General features: G+C 42.3%; 11 protein-coding genes. 4 read left to right on the top strand and 7 right to left on the bottom strand.

Features of this window, described 5'->3' with window-relative positions; genetic code table 11:
* Positions 1-73: 73 nt before the first annotated feature.
* The 5 genes from RG47T_RS03175 to RG47T_RS03155 all read right to left on the bottom strand — a co-directional run bounded on the left by RG47T_RS03175 (position 74) and on the right by RG47T_RS03155 (position 5025).
* Complete coding sequence (locus tag RG47T_RS03175; protein ID WP_074488071.1) at positions 74-994, bottom strand: DUF58 domain-containing protein; 921 nt, start codon at positions 992-994, stop codon at positions 74-76.
* Positions 995-1061: 67 nt separating this feature from the next.
* Positions 1062-1382, bottom strand: a complete 321-nt coding sequence (gene trxA / locus RG47T_RS03170; RefSeq protein WP_074488070.1) for a thioredoxin — start codon at positions 1380-1382, stop codon at positions 1062-1064.
* A 218-nt stretch (positions 1383-1600) separates the two neighbouring features.
* Positions 1601-2080, bottom strand: coding sequence for a nucleoside deaminase (locus RG47T_RS03165; RefSeq protein ID WP_074488068.1), 480 nt, complete (start codon positions 2078-2080; stop codon positions 1601-1603).
* A 53-nt stretch (positions 2081-2133) separates the two neighbouring features.
* Complete coding sequence (locus RG47T_RS03160; protein ID WP_074488067.1) at positions 2134-4098, bottom strand: glycoside hydrolase family 84 protein; 1965 nt, start codon at positions 4096-4098, stop codon at positions 2134-2136.
* 315 nt (positions 4099-4413) lie between these two features.
* Complete coding sequence (locus tag RG47T_RS03155) at positions 4414-5025, bottom strand: OmpH/Skp family outer membrane protein (protein WP_074488065.1); 612 nt, start codon at positions 5023-5025, stop codon at positions 4414-4416.
* A 152-nt stretch (positions 5026-5177) separates the two neighbouring features.
* Here RG47T_RS03155 and gyrB point away from each other — a divergent pair, with 152 nt between their 5' ends.
* The 3 genes from gyrB (at position 5178) to RG47T_RS03140 (ending at position 10061) form a co-directional block, all read left to right on the top strand.
* Positions 5178-7136 carry a DNA topoisomerase (ATP-hydrolyzing) subunit B gene (gene gyrB, locus RG47T_RS03150; RefSeq protein WP_074488064.1) on the top strand — a complete coding sequence of 653 codons (1959 nt, stop codon included), beginning with the start codon at positions 5178-5180 and terminating at the stop codon, positions 7134-7136.
* A gap of 273 nt (positions 7137-7409) precedes the next feature.
* Positions 7410-9596: a tetratricopeptide repeat-containing sensor histidine kinase gene (locus tag RG47T_RS03145; protein WP_139235619.1), complete on the top strand. Its 2187-nt coding sequence runs from the start codon at positions 7410-7412 to the stop codon at positions 9594-9596.
* A 174-nt stretch (positions 9597-9770) separates the two neighbouring features.
* Positions 9771-10061: a putative quinol monooxygenase gene (locus RG47T_RS03140; protein ID WP_074493075.1), complete on the top strand. Its 291-nt coding sequence runs from the start codon at positions 9771-9773 to the stop codon at positions 10059-10061.
* A 128-nt stretch (positions 10062-10189) separates the two neighbouring features.
* Here RG47T_RS03140 and tamL read toward each other — a convergent pair whose 3' ends face one another.
* Together tamL and RG47T_RS03130 are read right to left on the bottom strand one after the other, a co-directional pair.
* Positions 10190-12475: a translocation and assembly module lipoprotein TamL gene (gene tamL, locus RG47T_RS03135; RefSeq protein ID WP_074488061.1), complete on the bottom strand. Its 2286-nt coding sequence runs from the start codon at positions 12473-12475 to the stop codon at positions 10190-10192.
* Between the two features lie 3 nt (positions 12476-12478).
* On the bottom strand, positions 12479-17656 hold the full coding sequence (locus tag RG47T_RS03130; protein ID WP_083627532.1) for a translocation/assembly module TamB domain-containing protein: 5178 nt from the start codon (positions 17654-17656) through the stop codon (positions 12479-12481).
* A 403-nt stretch (positions 17657-18059) separates the two neighbouring features.
* Between RG47T_RS03130 and dnaE the strand changes: the two genes are divergently transcribed.
* Positions 18060-21641: a DNA polymerase III subunit alpha gene (gene dnaE / locus RG47T_RS03125; protein WP_074488058.1), complete on the top strand. Its 3582-nt coding sequence runs from the start codon at positions 18060-18062 to the stop codon at positions 21639-21641.
* The last annotated feature ends 69 nt before the right edge of the window (positions 21642-21710 follow it).

Here is a 21710-nt window from a genome sequence, read left to right as displayed (position 1 = left end):
GAGATGTAAAGTTTTAGTTTCGAGTTACCCCTATTTGGAGGCTGTCCGGTTTAAAGTTCCGGGCAGCCTTTTTTTATACCATCTTGTTCCGTTTAATGAGATAAGCCTTTAACAAATCATAATAACCATTGTGTATGCCGGCATCAATCAGGTCTATGTGGTATTGGGCACATTTCAGTTCCAGTTCTTCACGATAAGTCTTTAATGAAGCCTTGTAGCTATCTCTCACCTTATTGGGGTGAACTCTGATTTCTTCCCCGCTTTCCATATCCACGAAATGATGCGGCCGGTTATCAAAACCAAAGTCTACTTCGTGCACACGGTCGTTCACATTAAAAATGATCACCTCGTGCTTATTATATTTTAAATGCTGAATAGCAGCAAACAGCTCATTGGTTTTTTCGGCGCTCATACTGTTCTCCAGCATATCGCTGAATATAATCACCATAGAGCGCTGGTGAATTTCTTCGGCAACCCGGTGCAGTACTTTGCTGATATTAGTACCGGTATTTATTTTAGGCTGATTGTATGCCTGCTCTAACTGTGCATACAGGTGAAACAAATGTGTAGTTGTAGAGCGGGCCGCACTCAGCATTTCTACTTCATCGGCAAACAGACACAGCCCAAAGGCATCCCGCTGTTTCTTAAACAGGTGCATCAATGAGGCAATGGCATACACGCTAAACTGCAGCTTACTCATGCCCTTAGCCGGGAAATTCATAGAAGACGAGGTATCCAGCAACAGGTAGCTGCGCAGGTTGGTTTCTTCCTGGTACTGCTTAACAAACAGCTTATCGGTACGGGCAAATAACTTCCAGTCGATGTTTTTAACAGACTCGCCAGTGTTGTACAACCTGTGTTCGGCAAACTCAACAGAAAAACCATGGAATGGACTTTGATGCAAACCGGTTATGAAGCCCTCAACTACCTGCCGGGCCAAAAGCTCGAGGTTTGCCAGATGCCTTACCTGCTGATCGCTGTTTAATTGTGCCATGTTCTAAAATACAAAAAACGCCGTAACATAAGTTACGGCGTTCTAATATTATATTCTTTTCCGGGGGTTATGCCAGTTGTTTTTCTAGTTTACCAGACAATACCGATTTTGGTACTGCACCGATTTGCTTGTCAACAATTTCTCCGTTTTTGAAAAACAATAACGCAGGGATGTTACGGATACCGTATTTCATTGAAATACCCGGGTTATTATCTACGTTAACTTTACCTACAATTGCTTTTCCGTCATATTCTTTCGCGATATCTTCTACTACCGGGCCAACCATACGACACGGACCACACCACTCTGCCCAAAAGTCAACTAATACGGGTTTATCTGATTTTAACACAAGCTCTTCAAAGTTTGCGTCAGTAATTTCTAAAGCCATGATTTTTAAATTAAATTATTCAACAAATATATACTATTCAAAATACTTGCCACAACTGTAAGTATGACAATGTGACAATTATATTATCAGAATGTTTTCTTTTGACTGTTTTAAGAGAATCATCAATCTGAGAAGGAGTTGAGAGTCGGGAATCAAGAGTCGGGACAAAACTTAACAATTAGTAGGCTATCTTAATTCTTGGTTCTCGATTCCTGATTCTAATAATCAGTACGCTGGCCTGACTGTTCCCACTGTTTAAAGGCCTTTAAAGCCTCATTACGCAGTAATTGCACTATGGGCAATTTACGCTCGGCCATCGGCAGGTCCAGCTCATCATAAATAAAATGATCGTCGAAACCTACAGCTGCGGCATCAGCCTTGGTATTGGCATAGTAGATCTTATCCAAACGCGCCCAGTAAATAGCGCCAAGGCACATAGGGCAAGGCTCGCAGCTGGTATAAATTACGCAACCGTCTAAATTAAAGGTATTTAATTGCTGACAAGCTAACCGGATGGCAGACACTTCGGCATGCGCTGTTGGGTCATTAGTGGGTACTACCTTATTAGCGCTTGCAGCCACCACTTCACCATTTTTAACTATAACAGCACCAAACGGCCCGCCTAATCCTTCCTGCACATTTTTAACAGACAGCGCTATAGCCATCTGCATAAATTTTTCGTGTTGTGTAGTTTCCATATTCTCTAAAAGTAAAGCCCCCAATTTTGGCCGAGGCTTTAAATCGTTTTTATTTATTTGAAGTCGATTAGTTTTGGTGCGTCAGCCACAAAGCTGTCCAATACCCCATCGGCTATCTTAATAGGCCCATTAAAACGTGTAGCGCCTGTTATGCTTTGTATTGCAGCAGCCTCGGCGGCCATTTTTTTGGCACTGGCAAAATAGCGCCCTGCTGCCGTACTATTCCGGCTGGCTGCATCAAGCCCTGCAGCGGTTAACTCAAGCGCGCGTCCCCATAGCTGCATAGCATCAAGCCATGGCCGCGACTCCTGCGCAAAAGCCGCATCAACTGTACCCGAACGGATAATGTCGGGAGCCGACGAAAACTCGTTAGCGCATTTTATAAGGCTGGCTATTGCCAGGTGGCGGGTTACATCATCGCCGCCCGCAACAGCTTCGCGCACGCCGTCCAGCGTTGCTTTCAATATGGGTGCCTGTTCCTGCCAGGGCTGGCTGCCAAACGTTGGAGCCATGTGCTGTGTATCAAAAAAGGTAAGTAGCGCAGCCGTTGTAAGTTCATCACCGCCGGCCAGCTCGCGTGCAGCAAAATGCCAGGTAAGGTTCGCGTCATATGCCTTATCATTCCAGCCAAAGGCAGCAACACCTGTTACAGCAGGGCGGCTGGCGGCCTCCTGGTTCATTGGGTTTGATAAGATTCCGCTCAGTTCGGCCGCTAATCCGGCTTCACGGCGAGTATATGGCGCAAGGAGTAAACGGCCCGCGGTTTGCGCATAATCGTTAACCGGGTAATTATCCCATAAAAGTGTTTTGCGCCCAAAAGCTTTTGTAGCCGCTTGCGCATTTGTGATGGCAATAGCCGGTGGCACCACGTCGGTACCGGTCCATTGTACTACAATTTTGGGGTCGAGGTTTTTGCGCAGGGCCGCTTTGTAAGGGCTTTCTTTAGCGTCGTAATATTCGGTTGGAACCATAATCAGGGGGCGGGCATCCGGGTCATGCGCATTAAGGCTTGCCTGCACTGCGTTAAGAAACTTAGCTTGCGCCGTGCCGGCAGCTTCCGCACTGGGCGGGCCAAAAGTTTTTTTATCGAGGTCGCAGTTCCATTTGGTATACTCAATATCATCAAGGGCTACATAAAAGTTGTGTACGCCTATCGAACGCAGGGCATCAAATTTATGTTCTATCTGTTTTAGATCAGCCGGATCAGAAAAGCAAATAGTTGGGCCGGGCGATATCGCGTATACAAAGTTGATATGGTCGCGTTGGGCTGTTGCTACCAGTTTACCAAGCTCAGCTAACGTTGCTTTTGGGTAATCTTCGCGCCAGCGATCACGGGCATAAGGATCATCTTTAGGGCTGTATACATAGGTATTAGCCTTAACCGTGGCCAGAAAGTCGAGGTGCTTAGTACGGTTTTCCATTGACCATGGCGCACCGTAAAATCCTTCGATTGTACCACGAATGGGCATGGCCGGGTAATCCTGTATCACAAGCGACGGGATATAAGGGCGCTGCGCCAACTGGCGAAAGGTTTGCACCGCATGGAACAAGCCATCAGCATCATGGCCGGCAAGTGTAATTTGTGCGCCGCCCCCCCTGGCTATACTTACTATGGTGTAACCTTCGGTATGGGTATCTATTGCAGTACCGCTTTGTTTTAAAGCTTCGTTAATTAAGCCGGCTTTACCTGTGCCAATTACTACGTAGGTGCCGTCCAAAATTGAGGGCAAATGCTGTGCTGTTGTAATATTAATTACCCCGGCCTTTGTTAATATTATACGCAACTGCGCAACGGTTTCGGCATCGGTTCCAGGTGCCACTACCAGCGTTACCGATTTACCCAGCACAATAGCGCCCGTGCTAATATCAATCAATTGCGGTGCCGGGAATATCATTGGTAATGTTACCACCGACCCGGATACCGGGTTATCCGTTTGCTGAAGTAGATGCCCCGGCTGGGCGAAAATAGTGCCGGCGCTCAGCACTAAAGCTGTTGCACAAGTAAATAATTTATTCATGAATTTTTAAAAGTTAAACCTTAACATACCCTGGTGCAGTTTTCAGGCAAACACACCTTACTGTCGATTTTTATCGCTATTATAATACTTTTTGATTAGGCATGGGGCATTTAAACTTAAAAACTTTTTGAATATGCCGGGCAAGCAGAGCAAGCAGCATAAACAAAATAAATTGCTGTCTCAATCTTAATCGTTAGTACATAAAAAGCACAAAAAAAGCCCAGACACCTTTAATAGATGTTTGAGCTTTTTTTTAATGTTTATGTAATCAAAAATAGTCAGCCTAATTTAGAGACCACCAATTATGATTTTAGATTATTTTTTGTCTTTAGCGTAAGCATCGTTAAGGCCTTTCAAAATGTCGGCAGTAATGTCAAGGCTTGCATCGCCATACAGCATGTTAGCATTACCTTTTTGGTAAGTAAGTACCATTTTGTAGCCTTTGTCTTTAGCATATTGCTTTACAAAATCAGAGATTTTTTCGTAAAGTTTAGCTTGCTCAGCAGCCTGGTCATTCTGTACTTGCGCACCTGCATTTTGCTGGTAAGCCTGCAACTCTTGTTGTTTACGTTGTAAACGTTGCTCAGTAGCCTGGCGTGCATCTGCAGCCATGGTACCTTGGTTTTTCTGATACTCGGCAACCTCACGCTGAAAAGCCTGACCTTTTGATTGCAGGTCTGTTTGTGCTGCTTTGCCTTTGGTTTCTAAACGGCCGGTCATGTCTTTTACATAAGCATATTTACTAAGCAAGGTATCTTGATTAATGTACACAATCTCAGATTTTGCTGTTGCAGTTGTACCAGATGATGCCGGAGTAACAGAAGCAGTTGCCTTATCGGCAGTTTTGTTTTGGTTACAGGCAACAACCGCAGTTGCCAGTATAACACCTAAAGTAAGTTTTGTAAAAACCGAACCCATTTTTTTCATTCTACGTTTATAAAATTTTACCGACAAAGATAAAATTTCAATCTAATTATCCTAATCATTCAAAATGCTTATTCGCGCACGCTTTTTATCCACACGCCTGCCTTAATATGGGCATTTTTTTGTATTTTTGTTAGTTATTTTAATATTAACCAATGAGCGAAGAAAATCAGGACAGATCCAATTATTCAGCAGACAATATACAGGTTTTAGAAGGGTTAGAGGCGGTTCGTAAGCGGCCGTCGATGTACATTGGCGATACCGGCGTTAAAGGTTTACACCATTTAGTTTATGAGGTTGTTGATAACTCGATAGATGAGGCTATGGCCGGCTATTGCGATACCATTAACGTTATTATCCATCCGGGAAATTCTATATCTGTAAAAGATAATGGCCGTGGTATCCCCACCGCTATGCACACTAAAGAAAAAAAATCGGCATTAGAGGTTGTAATGACCATCTTACACGCCGGTGGTAAGTTTGATAAAGACACATATAAAGTATCGGGCGGTTTGCACGGTGTGGGTGTAAGTTGCGTTAACGCCTTATCTATCCACTTAAAAACCAACGTTTACCGCGAAGGCAAAATATTTCAGCAGGAGTATTCTAAAGGTAAACCAATGTATGATGTTAAGGTGGTTGGCGAAAGCGACACTACCGGTACAACACAATGGTTTCAGCCCGATGCTGAAATTTTCACCACTACACTAGAGTATAAATACGATACCCTGGCATCTCGTTTACGCGAGCTGGCTTACCTTAACAAAGGTATTCGCTTAACGTTAACAGATGAGCGCGAAGAACTCGAAGACGGTACCTTCAGAACCGAAGAATTTCACTCGGAAGGCGGCTTAAAAGAGTTTGTTAAGTTTTTGGATGGTACCCGTACCCCAATTATTCCCGAGCCTATTTATGTAGAAGGTAACAAACAAGGCATCCCGGTAGAGTTGGCTTTGCAGTACAATGATACCTACTCAGAAAACGTACACTCTTACGTAAACAATATCAATACCATTGAGGGCGGTACACACGTGGCCGGTTTCCGGATGGGTTTAACACGTACTTTGAAAGCTTATGCAGATAAGTCTGGCATGTTAAAAAATTTAAAAATAGATATTACCGGTGATGACTTCCGCGAGGGGCTTACTGCTGTAATTTCTGTTAAAGTAGCCGAGCCACAGTTTGAAGGCCAAACCAAAACCAAGTTAGGTAATAATGAGGTGAGTGGAGCGGTAAACGTAGCCGTAGGCGAAATTTTATCTATCTACCTGGAAGAAAACCCGAAAGAAGCACGCCTGATTGTTAACAAGGTGATACTGGCAGCTACTGCACGCGCAGCAGCCCGTAAAGCACGCGAAATGGTACAGCGCAAAAGCGTGATGACCGGCTCTGGCTTACCTGGTAAACTATCAGATTGTGCCAACAGCGACCCTGCCTTATGCGAGTTATTTTTGGTAGAGGGCGACTCGGCAGGTGGAACTGCCAAACAAGGCCGTAACCGCGAATACCAGGCTATTTTACCACTACGTGGTAAAATACTGAACGTGGAAAAAGCCATGGAGCACAAGATCTACGAAAACGAGGAGATTAAAAACATGTTTACCGGCCTGGGCGTAAGCATTGGTACGCCCGAAGATAATAAGGCGCTAAATCTTAATAAACTGCGTTACCACAAAATTGTGATCATGACGGATGCTGACGTGGATGGCTCGCACATTACCACCCTGATTTTAACCTTCTTTTTCCGTTACATGAAAGAGCTGGTTGAGTTTGGCTACGTTTATATTGCAACCCCACCACTTTACATGGTTAAAAAAGGTAAAGAGTTTGAATATTGCTGGACCGACGAGCAACGTGATACCGCGATACAGCGCTTAAAAGGTGCTGGTAAAGAAGACAGCGTACATACCCAGCGTTATAAAGGTTTGGGTGAGATGAATGCCGAGCAGCTTTGGGAAACCACCATGGACCCTACCCGCCGTACATTACGCCGTGTAAGCATCGAAAACGCAGCAGAGTGCGATCATACCTTCTCTATGCTGATGGGCGATGAAGTTGCCCCGCGCCGCGAGTTTATTGAAAAAAATGCCAAATACGCACGTATCGATGTGTAATTAAAACACATATAACTGCCGTTTAAATTAGCGGCATTGATAGAAAAGCCTTCATAACAGAAGGCTTTTCTGGTTTATATACTTTTTTTATAAATCTTACATCAAATTTTACGTATATGATTTAATTAATAATAACATAAAGTGTAATGCGGCGAAATCTATTTGCATTATTTGCCAATAATAAAACACTATTGCGTGTTTTTTTGTAATATTAACATTAAGAATTTACTTCATAATGAAGCCTTTAGCCCTTACTTGTTAAAATATCAGCCATTGAAATTTACTTTAACGTTACTTTTTTTATGCCTATGCCTTACGTGTACTGCAGCTACAGGCAATAGTAATGTTGATAGCTTAAAGCAAATACTGAAACAAGCCGGCAGTAAAACCAGTGCCGATACAATAAATGTTAACAGATACAATATACTGGCTGCCGCATACTTCCAATCTAACCCAGACAGCGCTTTTTATTATGGACAAAAAGGTGTTGATTTATCACGTAAAATACACTTTGATGCCGGTTTGGCTAATGGCCTGCTGCAAACCGGGCGTGTAGATTATTTTAAAGGTAAATCGGCAAAGGCACAGCGCGAGCTTACCGAAGCAGTTACTCTATTCAAAAAACTGGGCGATAAGAAAGGTATAGCTACCTGCTATGAGTATTTCGGGGCCATGTATACCCTACTGGCCGATTATACCCTGGCAATAAAATACCTGGACCTGGCGATTGACATTAATAATCAGGCGGGGAATGATGAATGGATGCAAACAAACCTGTATAAAAATATGGGCAATGTTTACTTCAGTAAGGGAGAACTATCAAAATCGCTCGACTATTATTACAAAGCCTTGTTTATTGCTATTAAAAACCACTATACGTTACTTTCGGGCAATTTGTACAATAATATCGGGGCTGTTTTACAAAACATGGAGGTTTACCCCAACGCGCTTAATCATTTTAAAAAAGCGCTCGAAATTCTTAATGGAACAGATAATACACAGGCACTTGGTACTATCAACCAAAACATAGGCGAAATATTGTTAGCTCAAAACAACCTCGATAGTGCCATTATCTACCTAAACAAAGCCAATTACATTGTAAAGAAACAAAATGATAAGGATGGCTTAAGTTCGGTTTATACAGACCTTGGTTTATGCTATGCTGCCAAAAATGACTATAAAAATGCGATTAGCTATATTGATACTTCGTTGCAAATAGCTAAAAAATATAAGATAGTTTATAATCAGGCCTATGCATTAATAGGTTTAGCAAACGTATACAATCAACAAAAAAATTATAAGAGTGCCTATAAAAATGCATTGCAGGGGCGGCAGCTTTCAATTAAACTGGGTAATTTATCTATAAAAGCCAATGCTGCTTTACAACTCAGTAAAGCTTTAGCCGGCCTGGGTAAAGAAGCCAGCGCTTATCAGTTTTTAAAACTGTATATCAATTTTAAAGATCAGCTAAAGAGTAATGAAAGTATTGAAAAATCAACAACCTATAATTTTGAACTTACCTTTGCTTTAAAAGAACGCCAGCTTAAACAGCAGCAGCACGAAAAAGACCTTATTTACCAGCAAAAGGCCCATAACCAACGGTTAATAAATTTGATATTTGTGGTAATTATTTTAGCCATGTTACTCATTACAGGTATTTATTACCGGGAGAAACGCCAGCAGCAAAATATTAACGTAATGCTTGAGCATAAAAACCATGAGGTATTAAACCAAAAAACCGACCTGGATGAACAAGCTAAAAAGCTTCACGATCTTAATAATTTAAAAGACCGCCTTATCTCCATACTTGCCCATGATCTTCGTGCACCCCTAAGTACTTTACGCGGCTTATTTGGGCTGTTGCAAGATGAAACTATTACGCACCAGGAAATGGTAGCGATGATACCCAATGTATTGAAAAAACTGGAGTATACGTCAGATTTTCTGGATACCCTCCTTTTCTGGATCAACAGCCAAATGGAAAGTTTCGATACATCGGTTAAAACCTTTTCTGTATCTGAACTGGTGCAAAATGAGGCAGACAGTTATGAAGCAGAAGCCGGCTTAAAAGGCATCCGCTATAGCACCAAAATACCACAAGGACTAACTGCAAATGCCGACCCTAATTCTATCCGTATTGTGGTACGCAATTTAATAACCAATGCTATTAAGTTTTCTGACTATGATGATAGCATACAGATTTCTATACAGCAGGATGAAGCGGCGCAGAAAATCATTGTAAAGGTTACAGATACAGGCGTGGGCATGTCGGCCGATCAGTTAAACAAGTTGTTTAAAAGCAAAGTAGAGAGTAAAAACGGCACCAATAATGAATCGGGCACGGGCATGGGCCTGCTGTTCTGTAAAGATTTAATTGAAAGGTGCCACGGAGAAATATGGGTAACAAGCAAACCTAGCGTTGGCACCGAATTTACTTTTACTATCCCGCTTATATGCTAAAAAGAGGTGTTCACCATCTACTTCTTAAATGTTTCCTGCATTATCAGATTTATACTGAAACTAATTTTATGAATACACATCCATTTTCATGATGTGATGAAAAATCCGGATATTGACGGCCTGATGGGGCGCTACTGCAATCATCTGAATAAATTATTATCAATACAAATCAACATGAGCATCTACCTAACAGCATTATTGAAATGTAAAGCCGGCGAAGCCGCACAAGTAAAACCGTTATTACTGGATTTGGTTGCTGCTTCTTTAAAAGAAGAAGCATGCCTGCAATACGAATTATACCAGGATATCGAAAACGAAAACCAGTTTATTTTCCACGAAACCTGGCAAGATGCAGCCGGATTAGAACTACATACTCAACAGCCACATTACCAGCAATTCGGCCAGCAAGTTGGCCCATTACTGGAAGAGGCGCCTGTGCTTCATAAAACCCAACGCATTGGTTAAATAAAAACATCCCGCCTTTAACTGAGGCGGGATGTTTTTATTTACAGCACAATCTTTTAAGCAGAATAGTATGTTGGAGATATAATGCTATCGCGTACTATTATGCCATTATACTGCTTTGCTTAAAATTAAAAAGGATAACCAATAGCTAAGTTAAAGATCCCATTACCCAGTTTTGGGGTAACCCAGTTACTACCCGGCTGCCAAGGCCTAAGTATAGGTATACCATAATCGGTACGGATAACAAGAATGGTTACATCAAACCGTAAACCAAAACCAATATCTGCGGCTAACTGCTTGTAAAAGTTTTTGCCGAAAGTATCCTCGCCAGGTGTGGCTGTTCCGTCTGTTCCTGTTAATTGCTGGTGATTGAGATTCCAAACGTTGCCTGCGTCTACAAACAAAGCTCCGTTAACAATACTGAAAAGCTTAGCCCGGTACTCCACATTAGCCTCAAGTTTAATATCACCTGACTCATCTGGCAAGAAACCTTTAGTACCAACAAAATAATAAGGATCTACAGTACCTGGGCCTACAGATCTCGCCCTGAAGCCCCTTAAACTATTGGCCCCTCCTGCATAAAATTGCTGGCTATATGGTAGGTTAGTTGAATTACCATAGGCTAAACCAAAGCCGGTAGACAGGCGTGCCGCAATCTTGCTGTTTGGCCCGAGTTTATGAAAATACCTGACCTCATTCTCGAGTTTAATATATTGATTGAATGGCAGGCCGAATAACTTAGTAGTATCACCGCTTTTTACGTTTGCCCCTCTTATCAAACCATAAATATTATTAGATAAACTTATCTTTCCCGAATATAAAAATGTATTGGTACGATAGGCATCAACCGTATTATCGTAAGTAAAGCTATAGCTTGGGCCCCAGGTAAATTGCGGGGCAATTACGTGTGCTAATGTCGGGTTTCCTGTATTTTTAATACTATCCTGATACAATGCAGTTACACTGCGCGGATGTATATAAGTTATCTCCAGTAAATTAAGGGCATGCTGGCGGTACTGGTCTTGTTTCCACTGGTAACCGAATGCGCCATTGTACGAATCTAAAGTATACAATTGACTACGGATAACCAATGATCCTCCCAGGGTTAACGTAGTGTGCGGTATATAGGCATTATCTGCTTTAAAGTTAAACGGGCTCACAAAGCGCGGCCAGCTTAAAGAGGTTTGTACACCAATCTGCGATACCGCATAACCACCGTTTGATTGCCCTACCTGCCCATCCGTACTACCTAATGCAGTAACGGTTAACAGCTCGCCGGCTTTAAAAGTATTCCGGTTTTTCCAGCTTATACTGGCTTGTACACCATTATAGCTAGCCGAAGTGGTTCGACCCAACAAATCAAACTGAATAGATTTTTTAGGATATGGGGTTAACTGGTAATACACATCCAGCAAGGGCGAATCCGGAGTTACATCCTCAAAACGGTTCTTAACAAACTTAAACGGCCCCAGTTCAATAAAACGGTTTAATGATTTGGTATGGTCGGTACGGTTATATACTTCGCCGGGTTGCAGCAATACTGTGTTTTTAAACAGCCATGGCTTAACCGTTTCGCGCTTGCCCTGTACCATATAGTACCAACGGTATTTTTTGGCCGAATCGAGTTTTAAAGCCGTATCACGCAAAGTGTAGTTAGGGTAAACATAAATATTTCTGATGGTGTAAATAGTTCTGGCTAGTTGTGGGGTTTCTTCTTTAACCTTTACAAACATATCAACCTGGTGGCCTTCAATGGTACTATCAACCCGCAGTTTAATATCCTCCGGTGCAAAGTAAAAAAAACCTTTTTCCTTTAACCGGGCATCAATACGCAGTCGCTCGTTTTTAATTACATCCAAATCATACTTGTCGCCTACCTTAAGCAGAGATTCTTTAGCAGTACCTGCAACCGCAGTATCTACGCCCTCGGTACTTGTAGGGAAAATCACTTTCCTTATTTTATAAGCCGGGCCGGTAGCTGCTGTAAAAACTGCCTTGGCTGTGCGGCCTTTGCTTACGGTATCACCATTTACCTGCGCCTGGAAATAACTTATGTTTTGCAGGCGATTGGTTAGTATCTGGCTGCTTTTATCCAGGTCTACATCACTTACAAATACAGGCGGTTCGCCTTTTCTGTGCAGCCAGGCCCTAATGCCTTTAGTTTTGGTGGTTTGGGTAATATTCCATAAATACAATTTTGGCCGTAAGCCTAAAATAGCGCCATTGGGTTTAGGGCGCAGCAGGGCTTCTAACTCTGTAATCAGCGCTTTCGAATCATTCTTTTTGATATCCTTATTAACAATTTTAACCTGCCCGCCGGTATATAGTTTCTCGCCTTTGGGTAAGTATTTAGTATTACTGCATGCGTTTAACACAATAGCCAACAAAAATATATATGGTAGATTTTTAGTCATGGTTTAATTTAATAGATCTTCTTCTTCCTGTTCTTGTGGTTGCGCGGTACCAGTACCCGCCGCAACCGCTTTCTTATCATCTGCAGGCTGCTTTGCATCGTCTGCTGCTTTTTCTTTTTTCTTCTGCTCTTTCTGGTCCTGATTGTATTTCTTCTGCAATGCTTTCTCACGTTTGCTGCTCCGTTTAAATAGCTGGCTAAATCTGTTATAATCCATAGTAAGGGTAAAGCCCACACCTGTTTCTATAACCTGCCCCTGCAAAACAATGTACTCATCGCGGCGATAAGCCCTCAGCATATACCTGCCATCTTTACTCAGTTTGTAATTAGCTGATAAATTGCCAGCAATGTTGCTTGTTTTTTCGTTAGTCTGTGCACCTTCCAGGTTAAAGTTATTACCCACGGTTACTGTTAACCTGTCATTCAGGAAACGTTTGGACAAGCCTATATTCAGATCTGTACGGTTTTGCGCCTGCCCGGTTGAATAATCCTCTCCAGATTGCAGGTCGAAATTAAGATCTACACCAGAGATCAGGCTGCCCGCCATACGGTTCAGCTGGTCTGACAACATGCTGCTTACAGTATTACGTACCAAACCTTCGGCAGTAGTACTGCCACCTTTGCTTTCCAGTGGATTATCGCCAATAAAGTGCCCCAATACCAATACACCCAAAACTTGTTTATTCATCTCGTTCGGATCTGATCTTACCTGGTCCAAACGGGTATTTACGATGGTGACAATATTGGGCGATACGGTATAATTACTATCCGGCAGTACAATATCAAAACTGATAGCCGGCGACATCAGCTGATTTTTAAGGTTGAGGTTGACGTTAAAAGGCAGCTTTTGTTTTAACATGGTAGCCTGCACATCATCGGTTTGATCTTGTACCAAATCAATAGGCGGCACTTTAGCTATGTAAACAGCGGTAAGGTCTATGTTAGCCGTTGTTGGGTCGCCGGTCCATACAATGGTGCTGCCCGATTTAAAGTTAAACTTGCGTACCACGGTTGCATAAGCAAGGGTGTATGAACCTTCGGCAACAGTGTAAGTACCTGTTAAGTTAACTTTACCGCTTGGGTCAATACCACCTTGCAATGAAGCTTCACCCTTAATATGCACCACATCGCCATTACGCTCATCTAAAACGATATTAAAATTGGCTTTCTTGCTTATGTTTACCACCATGTTAATATCCATGCCGGTAACTTCAGTCTTTTTAAGCGAATCCAGTTGTTTTGCCAGCAATACCGAATCGGTATGCGGGGTATCCTGGTCAAAGAATTCTACAACCCCTTTCCGGTCTTCTACGCTTGGATCAGTAGTTGGCAGTACAATCGTTAAGTCTGTTTTATCGTTTACGTCAAGCGTACCATCCACAATGGGTTTGGTCATATCGCCACGTACCTTTATCCGTGTATCTATAAACAGCTTGCCATAGTATAATTTATTATCGGTATGGGTAGAATTCATCACCCTGAAATTTTTGGCATTGATATCCAGGCCAAATTTAAAATCGGTATAGGTAGTTGTATAAACCGCACCTGTTATCACAGCTTTGGCCCCGGTAGAGTCTACCATGGTAAAATCGTTAAAGTGAATACCATCGCTGGTAAACGAGATAGTCTCTTTAGGCATCTGGAAATAAGAGTTGAGCATAGCCACGTTAAACCCAACCTGGTTAAACTTAACATCGCCCCTAATGGCCGGAACATCTGTAGTCCCCGTTATTTTAAGCTGGCCCGATAGGTCGCCCTTAGCCCCTTTTATAGCACCAAACGTAAAGCCCTGGATACTCTTCATATTCAGCTTCACGATGTTGAGCGTCATATCAAAACTGCTTTTCGGGCTGGTAGTGTAAACCCCATCCAGGTTTACCTCATTTCCCTTGCCCGTAATACTCACATTAGCCGCATAGGCATTAGCAGTCTGGTTATTTACTTTAATAGCAATATTACCTACCGTATCCTGCCTAAAGCTAAAGTCGGTTAAGTTCATGTTAGCCGTAAACTTGGGCGATTTCTGGAAATCGCTTACTGTAGCATCCCCATTCAATGTCCCCCCTACCAATAACGAATCCTGGCGTGCTATCTTGGCCAGATCCTCAATGTGGAAGTTTGTAAATTTGATATCTATTGGCGAATTAAGCGTTTGCGGGTTACTGTTTACACTTAAAATCTGGCCGTTATTGGTAATGGTAAAATCGCGTGCTAAAATCCCTTTGGTGCCAAATTGTAATGCATTGTTTGGGTTAACCACCCATTGCAGGTAATCTAACATCAAGCCGTTTTGCAAAAAGCTGAACTGATAACCACCATTCAACGCGCTAAACACACCCGCTAATCTAAAACGTTCTTTTTTGGTAGCATCGCGCATTTGCACGTTTAGGTTTAACTTATTGTTTTGCGCACTACCGGTAATGCTTGGGTATAACAGGTCTATAGACGTACCAACTTTAATATCATCAAATGTTAAACTATAGTTTAATGCATTATTGGCTGTATTGATATTAAGCTTACCATTGTTTATTGTATTAGTACCATAAACAACTTTTGGTATAGTGCCATTAACCAGCAGTTCTCCGGTTGTGCTATTAAAGCGGCCATTAATTAATACCGGATCAAGCTGTTTTAAATCAGGCACCAATTGAGCCACCATCGGCGTTTTTACCGCATGGATATCAAATGTAAATTGCTGCGGCGAATATTTAGGCTTGATAGTACCCTTTACCATACTGGTATTGTAATACTTGTCTATATTATCCTGTAAAGCGGTGGCTATCTCGGTCAATTTATATTTACCGCCGAGGTGTGCAGTAAGCATCGGTATTTTTAACCGCAGGCTGCTGCTATCTGCATTGGCAGTAGATACCAGGCTAATAGTATCTAATTTTATCCGTTGCCCTTTATTTACCAATATCATGTCGGTAACTGTAGCCTTACCATTTAAATAATCAGGATCAGCAGTTGGGAAATTAGCCACCAGTTTACCGTGGAAACGCATATCATCCTTCACAAAATGTAACTTTTGCAGGTTAATGCTATCGATCATTAAACTAGCAATAATAGATGGATATTTTTTATTCATATCAGCTTTGGCATCCAGGCTAAAGTTGATGTTGGGGTCTTTCATCCGGGCTGTTGCAGCGTATTTACCATTTACGGCAGTACCTTTAGCCACCAGGTTACGATAGTTATAACCTTTTATTTGCGCACTTGCCACATTAGCGTCAAACTGCAGGTTAAGATGCTTTGGGTCGATGCCAGTACCTTTTACATTAGCAGTCAGTGTTAAATGCCCAACCATTTGCGGTTGCTTAGTTAAGGCACCTGCATTCAGGTTATTTACCTTTACATTGGCAGTATATGCCAGCTTTTTCATGTTATCCGCATTCTTTACATGCGCAATAGCATCAATGGCACCATAGCTTGATCGTAGTATCAGTTTGGTATTCAGATCCTTCATATTGCCTTTCAGGTTACCCTTCAGGCTTAGTTTTTCGGGGATACTTACACTGGCCGGGATCATCTTTTTATCTACCAATCTGTAAATATCCCGGCGACTGGTAGTTAGATCGGCAATATTAACATCGAAGGTTGCTTTCGTCGGGTCTGTTTTACCATTAACAATCATCCCTTTAATAGCTGCCGATGCTTTGATATGGGTATCAGACAAACCCCGAACTTCCAGGTGAGGGATGCGCAGGTTATTAACCGTACCGGCAACCTTGCCATCAATACGGAACACCGCATTAGGCGAGCTTTTAAATGGCTCCATCGAAGCCATAGTCGGCATTACCAGTAAAATATCTTTAAGGCCTATACGGGTGCCATCTAAGTTGGCATTGATGCTTAGTTTGCTGAGATCTTTAGTGATCGCATCTATTGATGGATAGCCCACCTGTACATCTTTTTGTAATATTGAATTGGGTGTTTCTATGTAAAGGTCTTTCAGATACGAATTTTTAAGCCCGTAAAAAAATGAGGTGTGAAACTTGCGCAATGCCAAACCACTTTTATCGCTAAAGGTAAACTCATTGATGCGGCCCGATGTGCTATCGGCAGTGTAGTTAATATTTTCAATATCGGTATTGAGGTTGCGGATATACATATGGCCATAATCCAAGCCTTTGGCAACCGGCTTTTGGGCATCGTTATCAAACTTAACATTGTCATTGGCCAGCGTTACCTTACCCACCATAACCGACCATGGCTTAGTCGATGTGGCCGGGGTCATCAGTGTATCTATCTTTTTAGCCGCTTTAATCACAGCTTTTTGTACACTCTCTGGTTTAGCCAATCTTAGCGCAGCATCGGTATTACTTAACTCAACAGATTTAATATCTACCTTTTGCTTAAGCAGATCCAGCTTATTAAACTCAACCAGAAATTTACCCAAATCCACACTGGTTTTCATTTCCTTGGCCTGATAATAAACTTTAACCCGGTTTACATCAATGGTACCCAGATCGAGCGCCATGTTAAGCGGCTTGGTAGCGGTATCAACCGCAGCAGTTTGCGCAATGGAAGAGCCGGTTGGCGTTTGGATAATGCGCGCGTTAACATCCGACAGATTAATCTTCGGGATGCTGAACTTCATTTTGTCCATATCAAAATCTTTGATCCGGGTATCAAAGTGGCCCAGCAAAAACTTAATATCATTACCGGTGGTCTGGTCTTTATATTTAATGTTAATTTTATCAAGAATGATCTTATCCAGCGAAAACTTCATGGTAGAGGTGGTGTCTTCGGGCTTTACCTCTTTCTTTTGCTCGCCTGCAAATGCCTTAATTATATAGTCAAAGTTAAAAACGCTGTCTTTGTTACGGCTTACATTGGCAGTAATGCCGTCGAGGTTAATCTCATTGATCTCTACTTTATGATCCAGTAGTTTTAGCATGCTGATATCAACCTTTAATGACTTTCCGGCAATCAGCGTATCTTTTTTCTGATCTTCAAAGTAAACATCCTCTAACACCAGCATTTTTGGGATGCCGAGCGTAATATGGCCAATGGCAACCTTGGTATGAATTTTTCCTTGTAAATAATTTACGGCTTTGTCCTTCGCGAAGTTTTGAACTGCCGGTACCTGTATCAAAACAAATACAAGCAACACTAAAAAAATGACACTTGCAATTATCCAAAGAATAGTTTTTATAGCTATACGTCCAAATCGTTCCAATATTAGTATGTTTTCAAAGTTGAAGATGATGTTATCGCCTACTATTACAAACAGCGTGCAAAAGTTGTTTGTACCCAACCTCTGTAAAAGAAAATTTAATTAGTACATTAATTTTTTAATTTAAAAATTGCGCATTATGTAATACGTCGCATTAAAAAAGCCGCTTAGTATAAAACTAAACAGCTCCGAAAAAATAAGCTATTCTTAATTATAACGATACGCCTTTTATAGTTATTTAAGAAAAGCCCCCCGTGCTCTCTCACCGGATATTCAACTAAATCTACCCTGTTACCTATTAACATTTTGACGCCAATGTTAAAAAATAAGTGAATGTTTAGCATATGGGTAGCTAACAAAATTGGTAAATTTGTGCTCTTCTTTTTTTGAACGACAGGGATTAGTTATGCCAGATTTTTCGCACTTACACGTACACACACAATTTTCATTACTGGACGGCGCTGCCGACATTGGCAAGCTCTATAAAAAGGCTGCTGCCGATGGCATGAAAGCGCTGGCCATTACAGACCATGGTAACATGTTTGGTGTGTTTAAGTTTGTGGCCGAAGCCGGTAAGCATAACGTAAAACCCATTGTAGGCTGCGAGTTTTATGTGGTAGAAGACCGCCATAAAAAGCAGTTTACCAAAGAGAAACGCGATGTACGCCATCACCAGTTATTAATTGCCAAAAATGCCGAAGGCTATCGCAACCTCATTAAGCTCTGCTCATTGGGTTACATGGAAGGCTTGTACAGTAAATGGCCGCGTATTGATAAAGAACTGATATTAAAGCACCATAAAGGTTTAATTGCTACCAGTTGCTGCATAGGGGCATCTGTGCCGCAGGCTATTTTAAAGAAAACAGAAGAAGAAGCCGAAGCCGAATTTAAATGGTGGCTGGATCTGTTTGGCGAAGATTACTATATAGAGCTGCAAAGGCACGAGATTAACGAGCAGCAGATCATTAACAAAACGCTGCTTAAATATGCTAAAAAGCACAATGTAAAAGTAATTTGTTCTAACGATTCGCACTACGTGGATCAGCAGGATGCCAATGCGCACGATATTTTACTGTGCGTAAACACCGGCGACATGCAGAGCACCCCTATTGCCACCGATGAAGAAGGTGGTAAAGGCTACAGGTTCGGTTTCCCTAACGATCAGTTTTATTTTAAAACGCAGGCCGAAATGGGCAAGCTGTTTCATGATATCCCAGAATCGCTGGATAATACCAACGAAATTGTTGACAAGGTAGACGTACTGAAGCTGAAACGCGATATTATGTTACCTAACTTCCCGATACCGCAGGAGTTTGCCATACACAGCGGCCCCGAATCGGATGTATTGAACCAGTGGGAATACCTCAAGCACTTAACCTTTACAGGCGCCAAAGAAAGATATATTGATATAACACCCGAGGTTGAAGAACGGATAAACTTCGAGTTGTTTACCATCCGTACCATGGGTTTTGCCGGGTACTTTTTAATCGTGGCCGACTTTATTAAAGAAGGCCGTAACATCGGGGTATTCATTGGCCCGGGCCGTGGTTCGGCAGCAGGCTCGGTTGTGGCTTATTGCACCGGGATCACCAATATCGACCCGATGAAGTACAACCTGCTGTTTGAGCGTTTCCTGAATCCCGATCGTAAATCGATGCCCGATATTGATACCGATTTTGACGATGAAGGCCGCCAAAAGGTTATTGATTATGTGGTAGATAAGTATGGCCGCAACCAGGTAGCACAGATCATTACCTACGGCTCTATGGCTGCCCGTACCAGCATACAGGATGTTGGCCGGGTGCTGGATATGCCCCTTTCTGAGGTTAACTTAATGAAAAAACTGGTACCCGACACATTAGGTATCACCCTGAAAGCAGCTATTGACCAGGTGCCCGAGCTGAAAGAAATTTATACCAGTAAAGACCTGCGCGGTATTGTACTGCGCGAGGCCGAAAAGCTGGAAGGCTCGGTACGTAACACCGGCGTACACGCAGCAGGTATTATCATTGCACCCGAAGATTTAACCAACATAGTGCCGGTTGCTACAGCAAAAGACTCCGACCTGCTGGTTACCCAATATGATGGCCGCGTAATTGAAGATGCAGGCGTAATCAAAATGGACTTTTTGGGCCTAAAAACGCTGACCATTATTAAAGGCGCGTTAAGGATGATTAAGCATAACCATGATGTGGTTATCGAGATAGATTATATCCCGCTTGATGACCAGTTGACTTTTGAGCTTTACCAACGCGGCGATACCAACGGTACCTTCCAGTTTGAAAGTGACGGTATGCAGATGTACCTGCGCGATCTGAAACCCGATAAGTTTGAGGATCTGATTGCCATGAACGCCTTGTACCGTCCGGGCCCGATAGAATACATCCCAAACTTTATTAAGCGTAAGCACGGCCACGAACCTATTACCTTCGATTTGGCCGACATGGAGGAATACCTGGGCGAAACCTACGGTATTACCGTATACCAGGAGCAGGTGATGCTTTTATCGCAAAAACTGGCCGGCTTTAGTAAAGGCGATGCCGACGTTTTGCGAAAGGCAATGGGTAAAAAGCAAATTGAGATCCTTAATAAAATGGAGGCCCAGTTTATGGATGGCGCCATTGCCAAGGGCCACCCCAAAGATAAACTAACCAAAGTTTGGACAGACTGGAAAGCATTTGCCCAGTATGCCTTTAACAAATCGCACTCTACCTGTTATGCTTTCGTAGCATACCAAACGGCCTACTTAAAGGCGCATTACCCGGCCGAATATATGTCGGCGGTATTAAATAACCAGAATAACATTGAGAAGATTACCTTCTTTATGGACGAATGCCGCCGGATGGGTATCCAGGTTTTAGGGCCGGATATCAACGAGTCTGACATGGCATTTACCCCTAACCAAAAAGGTGAGATCCGTTTTGGATTTTCGGGAATCAAAGGCGTTGGCGATAAGGCGATAGAAAGCATTATTGAAGAACGCAATGCCAATGGCCCCTACCAGTCTATTTATGATTTTGCAAAACGCTCTAACGTACGTAACGTTAACAAAAAATCGTACGAAAACCTGGTGTACAGCGGAGCATTTGATGGCTTTAATATGAAGCGCGCCCAGTTTTTTGCCAAAACAGAAAACGGTATACTAACTGGTATAGAGCGCATGATTAAGTTCTCTAACGATTACCAGAACACACAAAACAGCTCACAGTCATCCTTATTTGGTGGCTCTATAGCCTCCTACATACCCGAGCCGCCTATGCCCGAGTGCGAAGAGTGGCCGCTGATAGAAAAACTGAAATACGAAAAGGATGTGATCGGTATTTATTTAACCGGCCACCCGCTCGATAATTATAAACTGGAACTAAGAGACTATTGCAACAGCACAATTCAAGACCTTAAACTAATGGTTAAAGCCCGCTCTGGGGAGGGTGGCGATGATATTGCACTGGCCTTTGCCAATCTCCGAAAAAAAGGCGAGATTAGAATAGGTGGATTAATGGGCAATGTGCAGCATCGCATGACTAAAACCGGGAAACCCTTCGGCACCTTTGTGCTTGAGGATTACAACGAATCTTACGAATTTGCCTTATTTGGCGATGACTATATTAAATTCCGCAACCATATGTCGGATGGTTATTTTGTACATATTAAAGGTAACATTGAAGAGAAGTTTCGACAAAAAGATAACTGGGACTTACGGATAGCGACCATTGATCTGCTATCTGAAATGCGCGAAAAGGTGACAAAATCTATCACCGTAAACGTTGAACTGCATAATATCAACAGCCAGTTTATGGAGAAATTGCATAAGGCGATAGAAACCAATCATGAGAAATATCCATCCAAAACCTGCGCTCTCAAATTTTCGGTGCGGGATGATGAAGGTTACAATGTAAGCATGTTCTCCAAGTCAATTAAAGTAAACCCAAGCAACGAACTGCTCGACGAAATATTAGCGATAACAAACGTTTTACCCGTGCTGGCATAACACTATTGTGTTTTTTTAACACAATAATGCCTGATAAATTAATATTTTACAGTTAAAATTTCTTTTTTA

It is taken from the genome of Mucilaginibacter polytrichastri, assembly GCF_001911425.1.
Classification (GTDB): domain Bacteria; phylum Bacteroidota; class Bacteroidia; order Sphingobacteriales; family Sphingobacteriaceae; genus Mucilaginibacter; species Mucilaginibacter polytrichastri.
Note: the sequence above shows the minus strand (reverse complement) of the source record. Positions and strands in the feature narration are given on the sequence as shown.

Excerpts from the sequence above, each read along its gene's own strand:
- dnaE (WP_074488058.1), top strand. The coding sequence starts at position 18,060 with ATGCCAGATTTTTCGCACTTACACGTACACACACAATTTTCATTACTG.
- RG47T_RS03165 (WP_074488068.1), bottom strand. The coding sequence starts at position 2,080 with ATGGAAACTACACAACACGAAAAATTTATGCAGATGGCTATAGCGCTG.
- gyrB (WP_074488064.1), top strand. The coding sequence starts at position 5,178 with ATGAGCGAAGAAAATCAGGACAGATCCAATTATTCAGCAGACAATATA.
- RG47T_RS03155 (WP_074488065.1), bottom strand. The coding sequence starts at position 5,025 with ATGAAAAAAATGGGTTCGGTTTTTACAAAACTTACTTTAGGTGTTATA.
- RG47T_RS03160 (WP_074488067.1), bottom strand. The coding sequence starts at position 4,098 with ATGAATAAATTATTTACTTGTGCAACAGCTTTAGTGCTGAGCGCCGGC.
- trxA (WP_074488070.1), bottom strand. The coding sequence starts at position 1,382 with ATGGCTTTAGAAATTACTGACGCAAACTTTGAAGAGCTTGTGTTAAAA.
- tamL (WP_074488061.1), bottom strand. The coding sequence starts at position 12,475 with ATGACTAAAAATCTACCATATATATTTTTGTTGGCTATTGTGTTAAAC.
- RG47T_RS03140 (WP_074493075.1), top strand. The coding sequence starts at position 9,771 with ATGAGCATCTACCTAACAGCATTATTGAAATGTAAAGCCGGCGAAGCC.
- RG47T_RS03175 (WP_074488071.1), bottom strand. The coding sequence starts at position 994 with ATGGCACAATTAAACAGCGATCAGCAGGTAAGGCATCTGGCAAACCTC.